Source organism: Staphylococcus ratti, assembly GCF_020883535.1.
Lineage (GTDB): Bacteria > Bacillota > Bacilli > Staphylococcales > Staphylococcaceae > Staphylococcus > Staphylococcus ratti.
Map to the genome: position 1 here is coordinate 2,055,133 of NZ_CP086654.1, position 15,364 is coordinate 2,070,496.

The window sequence follows — 15,364 nt, forward strand, 5'->3', positions numbered from 1 at the left end:
ATATATTAAATCATCATTTTTATAAAAATCAAAACAGGTTAAAACATCACGCCAGATTGCTTGAGAAACGAATAAACAGCATCTCATAAGCAAGCGTTAATTCTAACCTGTTTTAAATCATTTTTATTTTTCAATCATATTTTCAATTTCTTTATTATTCGCATCTAAAATTAGTCTTGATAAATCATCGCGGTTAATCCGACGTAATTTTGGATAGCGAATACCAAAAAAGATAAGCCCTAGCACCGTCCACGCTGCTAATGCGATATAAGAAGGACCTGAGAGCGCTGCTGGAGACCATGGGAAAAGTAACAAGAATAAAAATACGAATGAAATCACTGATCCCACAATCGCAAATGTTTTGTACACAGGGCCATACGATGGACTCGATTTGTCATAACTAAATAACTTCGCTGCTGCTAAACATGTAACAAAATAAGCGACAGAAACGCCTGTAGAAGACATGTTTACAATCCATGTCAACGCTGTACGTCCTAACCATGGTGCAATCAAGGTTAATGCCACTAAAAATAAAATTGAAACATAAGGCGTTTTATACTTCGGATGAAGTTTGCTAAAGATGGTCGGCATAATTCCTGAACGTCCCATGGAGAATAATAAGCGGCTCGCACTGAGTAAGAAACCATTTAAACCAGTAAAAATACCCATTATAATAGCGATGGCTAAAACACCTAATCCAATCGTTCCGAAAGCTTCACGTGTCACTGAACCTGTCAGCCATAAATCCTCGCTTGCACCACTTAACCAACCTGTATATAAAATCATCATCGTATACGTTAAGCCTGCAGCAATTAAACTATAAACAATTAATTTAAACGTCTTATTGGGAGAAAAATTAAATTCTTCTGCCGTTTGTGGAATGTTATCAAACCCAACATACGCCCACGGTGCTACCGCTACAATCATAATAATAGCTTTAAACCAACCGTACTCCGGCCCATGTAAAGGTTGTAAATTATCAAATGAAAAGTTCGAACCAAAAAATGAACTGATAAACAATAATACGACAACAGTGACCATTGCCACACAAAAATAGTATTGTAAGGAGCCGGAAACACTTGCACCTTTAATAGCAATAACCATGAATACGAGTAATAAGGCTGTGGCAATTAAAATTTCTGTGATGTAAACATCCCAACCTGCAATCGTATACAACTTTCCTACTTCTAAAACATCAGGCAATAAAAACTTAATTAACAAACTAAATGCGGTCGCGTTTAAAGCAACAACACAAATGTAACCAAAAGTTAAAAACCATGATGAGAAAAAACTCACATATCGCCCAAATCCTAAATAGCTGAACGCAAAACCTCCGCCTGAAACTGGAAAACGTTCAACTAATGCGCCATAGCTCACGGCAATAATAATCATAAGCAAGGCACCAATTAATATTCCAATTGAAGCAGCGATAGGTCCAGATTGCGCAATCCAGTCACCTGGTAAAATAAATGACCCCCACCCTATACAAGAGCCATACGCAATTGCCCATACAAACTTCTCTGATAAATTCGCTTGTAAGTCGCCACGATCAATCTGCTTGTGCTTGTTTTGCATTTTCTATTCACCCCTTGTTACATTATACCGATGCCTAAAAATTTAACAATCATTTTCTAATGAAATTAAAAAACACACATTTATTCATTAATTACATAAATCAATAGAATAAATGTGTGAAATTTTATGATATTTTGAAGGCTGCAATCGCAAGCATTAACCAACTTATAATAAACAATACGCCACCAATAGGTGTTATGGCACCAAGGATGCTGATTCCTGTAAGTGATAGAATATATAACGAACCACTAAAGAATACAATACCTAAAAACATGAGCCAACCTGCCCAACCTACATTTAGGTCAAATGCACCACCAATAATTCCAATTAAAATTAATCCTAAACCGTGATACATTTGATACATTGTCGCCTTTTCCCATACAGACATATAATGTTCAGAGAGCTTACCATCTAAAGCATGGGCACCAAATGCACCTGTACCTACAGCAAATAAGGCATTCAGCGCACCTAAAATAATGAATAACTTCATTGTTACTCCTCCTTTTAAAAATCAAATATTGACTCACCATTGCCTATCTCATCATCGGTTTTCATACGTTGATGAGACGGTGCTGAAACGTCATTAGACTTTGAGACAGAAACTTTTCCACCCATTAATCGAATTTCTTCATCTGTAACGCCTTGTGTCGTTACTTTTGAACCAACAGACGGTTGTTGTGCATACATCGTAGAAGGAGATGACGGTTTTGAAACTTTTGACGGTGTCGCTTCTATGTATAACGACGTTAATGTATGAATCGCATACATATGCTTATCAAAGTCTGTATCATTCGCTGCTGCGTCCGCTTTGATCAATTCCGCTTCAATCAGTTCAATTAATTTATCTTTATTCACGGTGTTTCTCCTTCCCTTCACACCAATGAATCGGTGTTTTTCCTTGTTCTTTTAAATAGGCATTCGCTTTTGAATAAGGCTTTGAACCGAAAAAGCCACGATGTGCCGATAATGGACTCGGATGTGGTGCTTGAATAATCAAATGCTTTGAAGTATCAATCAGGCGTGCTTTTTGTTGCGCTGGTCTCCCCCACAAAATAAATACAACGCCCTCTCTATAATCGGAAACAGCTTGAATGATTTCATTGGTAAATGTTTCCCATCCGATATCTTTATGCGAATGCGCTTGTCCTTTACGTACAGTAAGGACAGTGTTTAATAATAAAACACCTTCACGTGCCCAGTCCTGTAAATGCGGGGATGTACGATGACAACCAATATCCGTTTCTAATTCTTTATACATATTTCGCAAAGATGGCGGAAATTTTGCATGGGGTTGAATGGAAAAAGCGAGACCATGGGCTTGATTCGGTCCATGATACGGGTCTTGACCTAAAATCACTACTTTTATCTTTTCAAATGGTGTTAAATCGAAAGCTTGATATATATTTTCACGATCTGGATATACAATTTCTGTCGCATATTCTTTTTCCAAAAAATCATGCATCGCTTTAAAATCATGTTTTGTCGTAATCTCATGAAAAATGGTTGACCATTCCATTGTGTTCACCTCGTTCACATTTTAACACAATTTCATAAAAAACTCGCCTGCGTAAAAAACGAATATATTTCCACTTTGAGCGGTGCGTGATATGATATAAATTAACCATAAAAATCGAGGAGTGTATGGATGATGGCATTAAAAAAAGTATTGACGATTGCAGGTTCTGACACAAGTGCTGGTGCAGGCATGCAAGCAGATTTAAAAACCTTTCAAGAGCATGACACATATGGCATGGTCGCATTAGCCGCTATTGTTACAATGGATAAGGCAACGTGGTCTCACGATGTGACGCCTATTCCATTTGATGTGTTCAATAAACAACTGGAAACAGTCATTAGTATTGGACCAGATGCAGTAAAAACGGGAATGTTAGGAACACAAGAAATCATCAAGCGCGCAGGAGAAGCATTTACAGAATCTGGCGCGAAATATTTTGTCGTTGACCCTGTAATGGTATGTAAAGGCGAAGACGAAGTTTTAAACCCTGGCAACACTGAAGCTATGATTGAGTATTTGTTACCTAAAGCAACAGTTGTAACACCTAACCTATTTGAAGCTGGTCAATTGTCAGGTTTAGGCGCTTTAAAATCTATTGAAGATATGAAAAAAGCGGCTAAAATTATTCATGAGCAAGGTGCGCAACATGTCGTAATTAAAGGCGGTAAAGCGTTAGATCAAGATAAATCTTACGACTTGTATTATGACGGTCAAACCTTTTATCAACTGACAACAGATATGTTCCAACAAAGCTACAATCACGGTGCAGGCTGTACATTTGCAGCGGCAACAACTGCAAACTTAGCAAATGGTTTAGCCCCTAAAGAAGCTGTTATTAATGCGAAAGCCTTTGTTGCATCAGCAATTAAAAATGGCTGGAAAATGAATGATTTCGTCGGACCTGTAGATCACGGAGCGGCAAATCGCATCGAAAAAATCGATGTTGACGTGACAGAAATTTAAACGATATAACGTCAGAAAAGCGCAATATGTCTCTATGATGATGAGTTTGATCATTAAAAATGAGAGACTTTTTGCGCTATTTTTATACATAAAAGTGATGTACGCTAAAAATGTAACCAGCTGTGGTTTGCTTTCTTTCTCACCACGGCTAGTTGCGTTACTCTATAGTAATGATTAATTTCGTTTCTCCTGAAACTTGTTTTACCACGATACGCTTTTGAAACGTTTCAATTTTTAATGCTTCCCCTAAACGAATGGGCTGTTTATACTTTACTTGATAACATATTGGCCTCATATCTAACCATCGCCAAACACGCTCCACAACCATTTGTCCTGGAACAATTTCTGGATGTATCGGATTATCATCTTTCACGATAGTTAAATAGTTACGCACTTCAGCTTCGTTAAATATCATTTTTCCACCCACTTTATAAATGTTTGTCGAACACTATTATCGTTTGGAAGTAGGAGCTCAAAACGATAGCGTACAAAGCCTTTGAGCTCTTTTGCTTCTAGTAAAGTCATCGTAGCTTGTAACGACATACCCTTAAAAATAGGCGTCGTTTGAAAAACTTCTGTTTCTACTAATGTAATTGCTTCTTCTACAAAAGGACGGAATAAATCAAATTCTTTCCAATATCGTGCTAAAAATAAAATTGGAATGGTATCTTGCTCGCTTCCGTAAAAAAAGTGTTGGTATTCGCTTAAAGTACTGTCCTCTATTTGAAGGTGTCGTGTCTCAGATGGAGCATCTTTCGAATAAAGCTGCATTACCCATGCCTCCTCCTATTCCCATCGTCGCAAGTGTTAAATACGCATCTTTCATATAAAATAAGCGTGTAACTAAAATCGCGCCACTTGCGCTATATGGATGCCCCATCGCAATGGCACCACCATGCCGATTAAGTTTGTCATTAGCGATTCCTAGTTCGCGTTGTGAAGCGAGCACTTGTGAGCTGAATGCTTCATTGAATTCGACAGCATCAATATCTGAAAGACGTACTTGATGTTGTTTTAATAAGTGTTTAACCGCAGGCACAGGGCCAATTCCAAGAATATGTGGGTCTACACCTTTAATCGTATATCCTTTAAACTGCATACCTTCAGTCCATCCTATATCATGTGCCTTCTGCTTTGACATAATGACTACTAGCGCTGCGCCATCATGTTTTAAACAACTGTTGCCTACCGTTACTGTTCCATTCGGAAGAAATGGTTTCAAACGATTCAAACGTTTTAAATCGATTTTAGGACGCACACCCTCATCTTGCGTCATCCATTCCCCATGTACTTTTAAAGGCAATATTTCTTTTTCAAATTTTAACTGCGCTAGCGCTTTTATAGCTTTCTTATGACTATCGTATGCAAATCGGTCTTGATCCGCTCTGGAGATTTGATATTGGCGCGCTACATTTTCTGCTGCTTCAATCATCGTTGGATCTTGATGGCTTGGTGCAAAAGGGGCACGCTCATAAAATTGTGGAGGTTCTGTCGGATAAAGTGATGTAGGGCGTTTCATTTTCCAAGGTGCTCGACTTGTACTTTCAACCCCACCAGCAATATAAAAGTCGCCTGCGCCACTTTCGACGAGGCGGCATGCGAGCTGTATCGCTTCCAATCCAGAACCACATTGTCTATCTATCGTTAACCCCGGTACTTGCACATCAATTCCTGCCTCAAGCAAACTTTTTCTAGCAATGTTACCCCCATTTCCTACAACATTGCCTAAAATAACATCATCCAATTCATTTAAATCACATGGCAACGTTTCGTTAAAGTATGCGAATAACGGTTTAAGCAAGTCTTCCGGTTCCCATTTATGTAAACGCCCGCCATAGAGACCAATCGGCGCTCTTTTAGCAGCAACAATAATCGCTTCATTCATTAAATTCACCACTTTCATATAAAAGTTGCGCTTCTTGTCGTGACACTTTCCCACTAGAAGTTAAAGGTAATGCCGAAACACGAATCAATTTTGACGGTATTTCGTAGCGCGATAATGTTGGAGAGAGTTTTCGACGTATTTTTGAGTATGTGAGGTTCGTTGCTCCAACGTATATCGCAATGGCTAATTCTCCAAATTTTGTATGGGGACGACGTACAATCACAACATCTTCAATACCGTCTATCATTTTAAGATGTTGCTCAATGACTGAAGGGTATACATTACGTCCACCAATAATCATCCGGTCTTGTACACGTCCATGTAAATATAAAAAGTCATTTTCTATACGTGCATAATCTCCCGTTGCTATCCATTTTGGCTTTTCCTGACCTAAATACCCAGAAAAAACCATTGGACTTTTAACAAAAAGACGTCCTATACCGTTATCATCCGGTGCTTTTATCAATATATCCACATTAGGAAATACTTTTCCTACAGAAGCTAAAGGCGCTGTTTGATCGGCGTTTACACTTATAAAACTCGCTTCTGACGTTCCAAAAAACTCATACAATGTCGCCATAGGCACAACCGCTTTTAATTGTTGATGCAATTCAGGTGTTAATTTATCTCCAGAGATGAAGACATTCTTTATCTGTTGCGTTTCACGTACGTGTTGAAGCCAATCATAGACCATCGTAGGTACGACAAAGAGTGTACATGGCTTGCCAAAATGTGCTATTCTGTTTGCGCATGTTGCGATATGGTAGTCGTTTTGTCCCATAAATGTGCGTCCATAAAATAGCGCGTACACGATAACATATAATGTTAAGGAATGCGCATAAGGACCTAGCGCCACCATTATAGGTGTTGGATCCTTTTTGTCTTCACATATTAAACATTCATTTTGTTCGAAAGAAGCGATCCATGAAGCTTCATCACGATAAAAAGCTTTAGGTAAACCTGTCGTTCCTGAAGTGAATCCGATATGAAGTAGGTTAGGTTGTCTCTCAGACACGCCTTCATATCCTGTACGACGTAGACCTTCCACATTCCAAATAAAAGAAATGTGATACTGCTTATGTAAAGCAATGCGTCGATTAGAAGACCACTTAGCGTCCATCACACAAGGCGTTGCCCCTTTCATCAATACTGCCAAATACGCAGTGACAAAGTCTTGTATTCGATCAAATGTCAACGCAACATAGTGCCCTATACATTCATTTGGGAGTTGTTGAGCGGCACTCGCAGCCTGATGATATAAGGCTTCATAATGAAGTTGTTCTCCGTCTATATATAATGCACATCTTTCAGGTTGCTTCCGTGCATAATTCGAAAGTCTTGTTAATAATTCCATCCGTCTCACTTCTTTGCTTACATTTTTTTCATTTTATCATATGTCTAAGGAACTAAGACATGAGGAAAGCATACACTAACCAAATGATACGTACCGACCAAATTCGGGCACTAACAAAAAACTTCTATCAAGCACTCAATTAGAGTACATTGATAGAAGTTAAGCACTAATATAATGGTTTTATTCTAAATTCGCATGATTATGTTGCATCGTCTCTTCTGAAACATTTAAACGTTGTTGCAAGTTCAACACAAAACTATCAAGTAATATTTGTGCACTTTGCTCAAACAAGCTGCCTAAAGGTTGCTTTGAACCTTCTGCGTCATATTTTGTACCTGCTGGAAGTTCAATGACGCCATCGGCAAGTTTGCCAATCGTCGACGCTGAATTTGTCATAATCAGAAATACTTCCGCTTCAACGTCTTTCGCTTTTTCAGCAAGCAATTTTAAATGTGCTGTGGTACCCGAACCAGAAATTACGATGAACATATCACCTTTTTGGATTGAAGGTGTCGTCGCTTCGCCTACAACATGTGTTTGTTTGCCAAGTTGATTAAGACGCATCGCAAAACTATTCGCGACAAACCCCGAACGTCCTTTAGCAGCTACAAAAACCCTATTCGCATCAAGGATTTTTTGCTCGAAATGACAAGCATGCTCTTCATGAATCGAACGTAACGTTTGTTCAATCTCTTTTAAAATCAATTGATAATTTAACGCTGCCATATTACTTACCTTCCATAATATCGCGACATTGTTTTGCCGCTGCTGCTGGATCGTCCGCGTTAGCAATGCCACCACCAACAATAATTAAGTCTGGATTTTCAGCAACTACTTCTCTAATTGTCTCTGGTTTAATGCCACCTGCGACCGCTACTTTAGATTGACTAATCACTGACTTCACTTTGCGTAAACTTTCAAGCGGAGATTGCCCTTGCGCTTGTAAATCATAACCAGTATGAACTGCAATATAGTCTGCACCCATAGCATCAATTTCTTTCGCACGTTTTTCTAAATCTTGAACTGCGATTAAGTCTACAAGTAATTGTTTGCCGTGCTTATGGGCTTCTTCAACAGCGTTTTTAATTGATTCATCTTCCGCTACACCTAGAATTGTCACCACGTCCGCACCGAACTTGATCGCTTGGCTCACTTCATAATCCGCAGCATCCATTATTTTTAAATCCGCTAATACTTTTACATCTTTATCATTAACATGTTCTTTTAAATGTTGCACTGCAGGGAGCCCTTCATTAATTACAATAGGTGTACCAATTTCTACAATATCTACAAAATCTGTCACTTTTTGAGCTAATTGTGCAGCTTCTTCTTTATTTAATAAATCAATCGCTAATTGTAATTCCATAAACCAGATCAATCCTCCATCTGTTTATCTTTTTAATTACAGTTACAGGATATACCTTACAATTTAGCGTTTCAAATGTTGCGCTTATTAATACGGCATCGCTTCATCATCAACAAACACTTCAACATTCGGGTGTTGATGTAAAATAGAGGCTGGTAAATCAGTCGTGATTTCTCCTGTCATCAATCTAGTCATGGCTTCTTTTTTAGATGTGCCTACTGCGACTAAAATAATGCGCTTCGCTTTCATAATAGATTGTAATCCCATCGAAATGGCTTGGCGTGGAACATTTGATTTATTATCGAAGTAGCGACTATTCGCTTCAATCGTACTTTCTGTTAAATTCACACAATGCGTCTCGCTATCAAATGGTGTTCCGGGTTCGTTAAAACCAATATGTCCATTTTGTCCTATACCTAAAATTTGAATATCTACAGGGCCTTTTTCATTCAACACACGTTCATAACGCTTAGCTTCTTGCGCGACATCTGAGGCCTCTCCATTTGGAATATGCAAAAATGATTCGGTGAACTTTGGATATTGATTAAATAAAACATCGTGCATGTAAGTATAATAACTTTCCGGATGGTCTGCACTTAAACCAACATATTCATCTAAATTAAATGTATGAATTCCAGAAACATCTAGTTGATTTTTGGATAACAAATCGACTAAATTCGCGTACATATCAACCATTGTTCCACCCGTTGCTAATCCAAGTCTCCCTTGTGGATGGCGCAACATATGCCGATAAAGTTCTGTAGCAACAAAAAACGATACATGTGCTTTTGTTCCTAAATTTGTAATGTTCATCGTCCTCACTCCCCGTTTAACGCATTTACAAATCGTCGCGTAATATCTCTTGGACGTGTAATCGCTCCTCCTACTACTGAAGCATGAACGCCTTTGTCTGTAACTATCTTTAACATTTCCGGCGTCATAACATTCCCTTCTGCAATTACCTTTTGGTTGACATGTGTTAACACATCATCTAAAAATTGAAAATCATTGGCATAAAGTACTTGTCCTTGTGTCTCTTCAGTATAACCGTGTAATGTTGTGCCAATGTAATCAAAACCTAAAGTTTCAGCATTTTTGGCTTCTGAAAGCGTCGCGATATCTGCCATTAATTCAATATGTGGGGCGCGTTCACGGACATATTTAACGAGTGTTTCTAAGTCTTCTTTAGGACGCTTACGTAACGTCGCATCCATCGCAATTACTTCGCAACCACTTTCTAATAATTCATCCACTTCTTTTTGTGTTGCTGTAATAAAGACATTTGAGCCTTCATAGTCTCGTTTTACAATACCGATAATCGGCAAATCTACTTCGTTTTTAATTGCTAAAATATCTTCTTTCGTATTTGCTCGAATACCTACTGCGCCCCCTTCTTTCGCAGCTAGTGCCATTTTGCTCATAATAAATGATGAGTGAAGAGGCTCATCTGGTAAAGCTTGACAAGATACAATTAATCCTTGTGGTAACATATCAATCGCTCCTTTAAATCTGTAAAATTTCTTCTACTTCGTTTTTTATCGTAGTCACATGCGGTCCATAAACGATTTGGACACCGTTCCCTTGTTTGATAACACCTTTAGCATCGGTATGTTTTAGTTGTGCTTCGTCGACTTTTTTCCCGTCCACTAAACTTACTCGTAAACGTGTCGCACAACAGTCGACAACGCTAATATTTGTTTTTCCACCTAACGCTTCAATAATTGTTCTAGCTCTCTCACTTTCATTAACACTCACTTTCAATTGTTCCGCTTCTCGCCCTGGCGTTTTAAAGTTCAGGTTGATGATAAGGAATTTGAAAATAAAATAGTACAAACAGAACCATACAACACCAATTGGAATAATAAAGAGATAATTGGTTTTAGCGTTACCTTGTAACACACCAAATAAAATAAAGTCAATAAATCCTCCGCTAAACGTTTGGCCTACTGTGATGTTAAATAAATCTGCCACCATAAAAGCCAATCCATCCAATAAGGCGTGAACGACATATAATAAAGGTGCCACAAATAAAAAGCTAAATTCTAACGGTTCCGTAATCCCTGTCAAAAATGAAGTCAATGCTGCCGATAACATTAAACCGCCTACTACCTTTTTATTTTCCGGTTTTGCCGTATGATAAATTGCGAGTGCAGCACCTAATAAGCCAAACATCATCGTAATAAAACGGCCAGACATAAATCTAGAGACGCCTTCAAAATATTGTTTCACATTGGGATCGCCCAGTTGCGCAAAGAAAATATTCTGTGTGCCTTGAACCAAATGACCTTTAACCTCAAGACTACCACCTAGCGCTGTTTGCCAAAAAGGTAAGTAAAATATGTGATGTAAGCCAAAAGGCCCTAACATTCTTAAAATAAAACCATAAATAAATGTCCCTATGATGCCTGTTTTATTCACGAGACTACCCGCTTCAAAAATAACACTTTGAATCAATGGCCAAATAAAAAACATCACTACCCCTACAAGAATGGCTACAAATGACGTAATAATTGGAATAAATCTTGAACCGCCAAAAAAACCTAAAAACTGGGGCAACTTCACTTTGTTATATTTGTTATGTAACATTGCTGTGATCATCCCTATTATAATACCGCCAAATACGCCTGTTTCCACCGTTTGAATACCTAAAACCATACCTTGCCCTTCTTTAGCAAGTTTCGTAGGTTCTGCTAAAGTGTCAGTAATGGTTAACAATGCATTCATCGTCGCATTCATAATTAGAAAGCCTACTATAGCAGCGAGCCCAGCTGTCCCTTTATCGCTTCTTGCCAAACCAATCGCCACACCTACTGCAAAAATAACGGGTAAATTTTGAAACACAATACTTCCCGCCGATTGCATTAACACAAAGAGATATTGCAAAAATGCAATATCCAAAATAGGATATGCTTTGACAGTATTTGGATTGCTTAAAGCGCCACCAATTCCGAGTAACAAACCCGCTGCTGGTAAAATTGCAATAGGTAACATAAATGCTTTACCAAATTGCTGAGCTCTTTCAAACATCGCTTTCATAACGTACATTTTCCTCCTTTCTCGTCCGATACTAAGTTCAATATACCACCATGAAAATAAGCGTCAATACGTATAGTTGTTTTGAAAAATATTTTCAATTATACTCAATTTAAAGGAGCGACTAAGATGAAACTTGAAAATCGTATTCAACATTTTTATCCTCAATTCACCAAGTCCGAACGACGTATCGCCGATGCTATTCTCCAATTCACAGACGTGAATCATGCTGGTACCATTCAAGCACTTGCACATCAAATTGGCGTATCTCCTTCAAGTATTAGCCGTTTTGCTCACAAATTGGAGTATGATAGCTTTCAATCTTTACGCTTTGCGATACAACATGAATTTCAAAATATCGTTATTGAAAATGCACCTGCCATACAAATTATGCATCAACATTATACTTCTATGTTGAATCATACAGGTGAATTTTTAGTACAAGCAGACCTTATCGCGCTTGTAGAAGCTATCGAACAAAGTCAAAAAATCATCTTTATTGGTATCGGTAGCTCAGGATTAAGTGCACAAGAATTTTATTTTCGCACTGTCCGCATGGGGTTTAATACAGTAGCGATTACCGACGCGCATTTAATGGCGGTCATAGGACAGATGTGCAATAAACAAACCGCAGTTATCGCCATAACGAATAGTGGACAAACAACTGAAATTTTAGACAGTTTGGCGCAGGCAAAACGTGGGGGTGCCAAAATTTTAACGTTGTCTCATTACAAAACAGCTGCGCTCGAAAGTATGAGCGATCATATTATTTTAACCGCCGACCGACACTATACACATGACCACTACTTTATCAATTCGCAACTTGCCACGCACTTTATCATCGATATGGTAAGTTATCACTTACTCCAGGATCGCAGACGTTTACAAAATTATACCGAAAGTTATGACACACTCGTTGCTAAGCGAAAACAGCCTCAACCCTAAAACTTCATTAATTTTGCAAGATAAAATGAGCAGAGATATACAAATCCAATACATTTTTTAGTAAAATAGACAGATAATCATATCAGGGAGGCAGTGAACGTTTTGCAACTTATTTCAGATGACAAGCTCCAAGCTTTATTGGATCAATATGCAAACCAACCTGTCTATCTACACGTTGAAACGACAAATGGTGCCTATGCGAATCATTTCGATCAACGTGTTTTCAATGCAGGTACTTTTTTACGTAATATTCAAGTCAATTATCAACACGCACAACTGAAAGGTGGCGGAAAAGAGCCTTACCGTATAGGTCTTAAATTAGAGCATCACGGTTGGGTATACGTCCAAGGATTAACCCACTATGAAGTTGATGATAATGGTGCGTTGTTAATTGCTGGTTTTAACTATGAAGGACAACTTGCGGCTGCTTTAGAAATCAGTCGACAAGCTTTTGAGATTTAGGGGGCACTTGTTATGGCAATGGAACAACATATATTAGTTATTTTTCCACACCCAGATGATGAAACGTTTTCGTCAGCTGGCACTTTAGCACGTTATGCGAGCGAAGGGGTTCCTGTCACTTACGCCTGTCTTACACTTGGCCAAATGGCTCGAAATTTAGGTAACCCACCTGTTGCAACACGAGAATCTTTACCACTTATTCGTGAACGCGAATTAGAAAAAGCAGCAGATATTATTGGGATTACGCATTTGCGCAAAATGGGCTTACGTGATAAAACAGTAGAGTTTGAGCCTCATGAAGAGATGGATGCGATGGTTCAACAATTAATTGATGAAACGCAACCTTCAACGATCATTTCATTTTATCCTGGCTATGCCGTACACCCTGATCATGAAGCAACGGCAGAAGCTGTCGTACGCACTGTAAAACGTCTCCCTAAATCTCAACGACCAAAATTACAACTTGTGGCCTTTAGTAATGATGCCGTTGACGAACTCGGCGAGCCTGATATCGTCAATGACATTTCTGAATATAAAGAACAAAAACTTAAAGCCTTTGAAGCACATCAATCCCAAACAGGACCATTTTTAGAACAACTTGCCAATCCTCAAGGTAGTGCTTCAGATGCACCAACAGATGCAGCAGCATTTTTAACTAAAGAAACTTTTTGGACATATCGTTTTGATTAAATTCAAAATAAACGAACACAGTCTATGCTTCAATGCGTTAGACAGAGCAAAATAAGTGGAGGAAGTAACATGACTGAATTTGATTTATCAACTAGAGAAGGTCGTTGGCGACACTTTGGTTCTGTAGACCCTACGCCGGGCACAAAACCAACTACAAAAGCAGAAATGACGGACCTTCAAAGTACACATAAAAACTTTTTATTTGAAATAGAAGAAGTCGGCATTAAAAACTTAGTCTACCCTGTATGGATTGATACATTTCAAACGGCAGGGAACTTCAGTTTTTCAACAAGTTTGACGCAAGATGAGAAAGGCATCAACATGAGCCGTATATTAGAAGCTGTAGAAGCGGAATATGATAATGGCCTTCGCCTTGAATTCGAAACATTGACGCAATTGTTGAATCGATTAAAGTCGCATATGAAGCAACATAGCGCGGGTGTAGATGTTTCAGGTAAATGGTTCTTTGAACGTAAAAGTCCTGTAACACAAATTAAAGCAATCGGACATGCAGATGTGACTTATGGACTTGCGGTAAGCGGTGATGAAACAACGCGTAAGGAACTTACGATGGAAGTTGCCGTAACGACATTATGCCCTTGTTCGAAAGAAATCAGTGAATACTCTGCGCATAATCAACGCGGCATTATTACTGTAAAATCATATATTAATAAAGATGCCACGCTTACAAATGACTACAAAGAAATTATTTTAGATGCTATGGAAGCCAATGCAAGTTCAATGTTATATCCTATTTTAAAACGTCCGGATGAAAAACGCGTTACAGAACGCGCGTATGAAAATCCACGTTTCGTCGAAGATTTAATTCGCCTAGTTGCAGCAGACCTTGCCGAACTTAACTGGTTAGACGGATTTGATATTGAATGCCGTAATGAAGAATCTATTCACCAACATGATGCTTTCGCTAAACTAAAATACCGTAAATAAAAAAAGCCTGAGTTTAGGAATGAGACGATGTCTGTTCCTCCACTCAGGCTATTTCTTTTATTTTAAATGCTCATATGGGCTATTGTTCGCAAAAGATAGAATTTGGTCAATAAATAGTTTTGCACGCAGTTGGAATTCTTCATTCGAAAGGTATAATGTGCCGTCTTCTAGCTTGTCATAATCTGAATCGTGTGTCGCAATTTGCGTAGGTACCGCAATACCTAGCAATGAACGTACAATTAATCTTAAATGTGACAATGGTTCCGCACTCACAATTCCTCCGCTATTATTTACTAATCCTACGGGCTTCATTTTAAAATGGTCCATATTCAAGTAATCCAATGCGTTTTTCAAACTTCCAGAATATGAGCCATGATAGTTAGGCGTTCCTAATATGAAAAAATCTGCTTCCATTGCAAGTGCTTTAAGTTGCTTCGCGTTATTTTGATACGCTTCAGGCACTGGATTTTGACCTGAAAAATCTAACATATGCAGTGGACGCTCTGCCAAGTCAAAAATCTCTACTTCATGATGATGTTCTTCTATTTGTCCTTTTAAAAATTGTGCAAGTGCGCGCGTATGTGATCCGGGTGATGCACTGCCAACAATAATTAAGCCTTTCATAAT

At 38.5% G+C, this 15,364-nt stretch carries 19 protein-coding genes; 5 read left to right on the forward strand and 14 right to left on the reverse strand.

The features are described from left to right. Positions 1-123 precede the first annotated feature (123 nt). From LN051_RS10035 to LN051_RS10050, 4 genes are all read right to left on the reverse strand, one after another. On the reverse strand, positions 124-1,575 hold the full coding sequence (locus LN051_RS10035; protein WP_229292389.1) for an APC family permease: 1,452 nt from the start codon (positions 1,573-1,575) through the stop codon (positions 124-126). A gap of 124 nt (positions 1,576-1,699) precedes the next feature. After that, positions 1,700-2,065: a DUF423 domain-containing protein gene (locus LN051_RS10040; protein ID WP_229292390.1), complete on the reverse strand. Its 366-nt coding sequence runs from the start codon at positions 2,063-2,065 to the stop codon at positions 1,700-1,702. A gap of 14 nt (positions 2,066-2,079) precedes the next feature. Continuing rightward, complete coding sequence (locus LN051_RS10045; protein ID WP_229292391.1) at positions 2,080-2,430, reverse strand: DUF5327 family protein; 351 nt, start codon at positions 2,428-2,430, stop codon at positions 2,080-2,082. Continuing rightward, positions 2,423-3,091 carry a uracil-DNA glycosylase gene (locus tag LN051_RS10050; protein ID WP_229292392.1) on the reverse strand — a complete coding sequence of 223 codons (669 nt, stop codon included), beginning with the start codon at positions 3,089-3,091 and terminating at the stop codon, positions 2,423-2,425. Before LN051_RS10050 ends, LN051_RS10045 begins: the two co-directional genes overlap by 8 nt. A 132-nt stretch (positions 3,092-3,223) precedes the next feature. On the opposite strand from LN051_RS10050, the gene thiD reads away from it, so the two are divergent. Then, positions 3,224-4,054 carry a bifunctional hydroxymethylpyrimidine kinase/phosphomethylpyrimidine kinase gene (gene thiD, locus LN051_RS10055; RefSeq protein ID WP_229293673.1) on the forward strand — a complete coding sequence of 277 codons (831 nt, stop codon included), beginning with the start codon at positions 3,224-3,226 and terminating at the stop codon, positions 4,052-4,054. 157 nt (positions 4,055-4,211) lie between these two features. Here thiD and LN051_RS10060 read toward each other — a convergent pair whose 3' ends face one another. From LN051_RS10060 to ptsG, 9 genes are all read right to left on the reverse strand, one after another. Further along, on the reverse strand, positions 4,212-4,469 hold the full coding sequence (locus LN051_RS10060; RefSeq protein WP_229292393.1) for a hypothetical protein: 258 nt from the start codon (positions 4,467-4,469) through the stop codon (positions 4,212-4,214). After that, a complete protein-coding gene (locus tag LN051_RS10065) occupies positions 4,466-4,825 on the reverse strand; it encodes a hypothetical protein (protein WP_229292394.1) in 360 nt (119 codons plus the stop codon). The genes LN051_RS10060 and LN051_RS10065 overlap by 4 nt, the downstream gene beginning before the upstream one ends. Next, a complete protein-coding gene (locus LN051_RS10070; protein WP_229293674.1) occupies positions 4,794-5,939 on the reverse strand; it encodes a thiolase family protein in 1,146 nt (381 codons plus the stop codon). The genes LN051_RS10065 and LN051_RS10070 overlap by 32 nt, the downstream gene beginning before the upstream one ends. Continuing rightward, positions 5,932-7,293 carry an AMP-binding protein gene (locus LN051_RS10075; RefSeq protein WP_229292395.1) on the reverse strand — a complete coding sequence of 454 codons (1,362 nt, stop codon included), beginning with the start codon at positions 7,291-7,293 and terminating at the stop codon, positions 5,932-5,934. Before LN051_RS10075 ends, LN051_RS10070 begins: the two co-directional genes overlap by 8 nt. A 180-nt stretch (positions 7,294-7,473) precedes the next feature. After that, complete coding sequence (hxlB, locus tag LN051_RS10080) at positions 7,474-8,019, reverse strand: 6-phospho-3-hexuloisomerase (RefSeq protein WP_229292396.1); 546 nt, start codon at positions 8,017-8,019, stop codon at positions 7,474-7,476. 1 nt (position 8,020) lies between these two features. After that, positions 8,021-8,659, reverse strand: a complete 639-nt coding sequence (gene hxlA / locus LN051_RS10085; RefSeq protein ID WP_229292397.1) for a 3-hexulose-6-phosphate synthase — start codon at positions 8,657-8,659, stop codon at positions 8,021-8,023. 87 nt (positions 8,660-8,746) lie between these two features. Beyond that, entirely contained in the window at positions 8,747-9,472 is a 726-nt protein-coding gene (nagB, locus tag LN051_RS10090) for a glucosamine-6-phosphate deaminase (RefSeq protein ID WP_229292398.1), read from the reverse strand. Positions 9,473-9,477: 5 nt separating this feature from the next. Beyond that, on the reverse strand, positions 9,478-10,149 hold the full coding sequence (locus LN051_RS10095) for an N-acetylmannosamine-6-phosphate 2-epimerase (protein ID WP_229292399.1): 672 nt from the start codon (positions 10,147-10,149) through the stop codon (positions 9,478-9,480). Positions 10,150-10,162: 13 nt separating this feature from the next. Continuing rightward, entirely contained in the window at positions 10,163-11,695 is a 1,533-nt protein-coding gene (gene ptsG, locus LN051_RS10100; RefSeq protein ID WP_229292400.1) for a glucose-specific PTS transporter subunit IIBC, read from the reverse strand. A 126-nt stretch (positions 11,696-11,821) separates the two neighbouring features. On the opposite strand from ptsG, the gene LN051_RS10105 reads away from it, so the two are divergent. The 4 genes from LN051_RS10105 (at position 11,822) to folE2 (ending at position 14,737) form a co-directional block, all read left to right on the forward strand. Continuing rightward, a complete protein-coding gene (locus tag LN051_RS10105) occupies positions 11,822-12,637 on the forward strand; it encodes a MurR/RpiR family transcriptional regulator (RefSeq protein ID WP_229292401.1) in 816 nt (271 codons plus the stop codon). Between the two features lie 102 nt (positions 12,638-12,739). Next, the gene (locus tag LN051_RS10110; protein WP_229292402.1) at positions 12,740-13,099 is read left to right on the forward strand and encodes a YojF family protein; all 360 of its coding nucleotides are present in this window, start codon (positions 12,740-12,742) and stop codon (positions 13,097-13,099) included. A 12-nt stretch (positions 13,100-13,111) separates the two neighbouring features. Beyond that, positions 13,112-13,789 (forward strand): bacillithiol biosynthesis deacetylase BshB2, encoded by a 678-nt coding sequence (gene bshB2, locus LN051_RS10115; RefSeq protein WP_229292403.1) that lies wholly within the window; start codon positions 13,112-13,114, stop codon positions 13,787-13,789. Between the two features lie 69 nt (positions 13,790-13,858). Next, positions 13,859-14,737, forward strand: coding sequence for a GTP cyclohydrolase FolE2 (gene folE2 / locus LN051_RS10120; protein ID WP_229292404.1), 879 nt, complete (start codon positions 13,859-13,861; stop codon positions 14,735-14,737). A gap of 57 nt (positions 14,738-14,794) precedes the next feature. Here folE2 and LN051_RS10125 read toward each other — a convergent pair whose 3' ends face one another. Beyond that, positions 14,795-15,361, reverse strand: a complete 567-nt coding sequence (locus tag LN051_RS10125) for an NADPH-dependent FMN reductase (protein WP_229292405.1) — start codon at positions 15,359-15,361, stop codon at positions 14,795-14,797. Positions 15,362-15,364 lie beyond the last annotated feature (3 nt).

Bases quoted from the DNA above. Each gene is read 5' to 3' on its own strand.
- LN051_RS10105 (WP_229292401.1), top strand. From the start codon at position 11,822: ATGAAACTTGAAAATCGTATTCAACATTTTTATCCTCAATTCACCAAG.
- ptsG (WP_229292400.1), bottom strand. From the start codon at position 11,695: ATGAAAGCGATGTTTGAAAGAGCTCAGCAATTTGGTAAAGCATTTATG.
- thiD (WP_229293673.1), top strand. From the start codon at position 3,224: ATGGCATTAAAAAAAGTATTGACGATTGCAGGTTCTGACACAAGTGCT.
- hxlB (WP_229292396.1), bottom strand. From the start codon at position 8,019: ATGGCAGCGTTAAATTATCAATTGATTTTAAAAGAGATTGAACAAACG.
- bshB2 (WP_229292403.1), top strand. From the start codon at position 13,112: ATGGCAATGGAACAACATATATTAGTTATTTTTCCACACCCAGATGAT.
- LN051_RS10125 (WP_229292405.1), bottom strand. From the start codon at position 15,361: ATGAAAGGCTTAATTATTGTTGGCAGTGCATCACCCGGATCACATACG.
- LN051_RS10060 (WP_229292393.1), bottom strand. From the start codon at position 4,469: ATGATATTTAACGAAGCTGAAGTGCGTAACTATTTAACTATCGTGAAA.
- hxlA (WP_229292397.1), bottom strand. From the start codon at position 8,659: ATGGAATTACAATTAGCGATTGATTTATTAAATAAAGAAGAAGCTGCA.
- LN051_RS10035 (WP_229292389.1), bottom strand. From the start codon at position 1,575: ATGCAAAACAAGCACAAGCAGATTGATCGTGGCGACTTACAAGCGAAT.
- nagB (WP_229292398.1), bottom strand. From the start codon at position 9,472: ATGAACATTACAAATTTAGGAACAAAAGCACATGTATCGTTTTTTGTT.
- LN051_RS10075 (WP_229292395.1), bottom strand. From the start codon at position 7,293: ATGGAATTATTAACAAGACTTTCGAATTATGCACGGAAGCAACCTGAA.
- LN051_RS10095 (WP_229292399.1), bottom strand. From the start codon at position 10,149: ATGTTACCACAAGGATTAATTGTATCTTGTCAAGCTTTACCAGATGAG.
- folE2 (WP_229292404.1), top strand. From the start codon at position 13,859: ATGACTGAATTTGATTTATCAACTAGAGAAGGTCGTTGGCGACACTTT.
- LN051_RS10065 (WP_229292394.1), bottom strand. From the start codon at position 4,825: ATGCAGCTTTATTCGAAAGATGCTCCATCTGAGACACGACACCTTCAA.
- LN051_RS10050 (WP_229292392.1), bottom strand. From the start codon at position 3,091: ATGGAATGGTCAACCATTTTTCATGAGATTACGACAAAACATGATTTT.
- LN051_RS10070 (WP_229293674.1), bottom strand. From the start codon at position 5,939: ATGAATGAAGCGATTATTGTTGCTGCTAAAAGAGCGCCGATTGGTCTC.
- LN051_RS10040 (WP_229292390.1), bottom strand. From the start codon at position 2,065: ATGAAGTTATTCATTATTTTAGGTGCGCTGAATGCCTTATTTGCTGTA.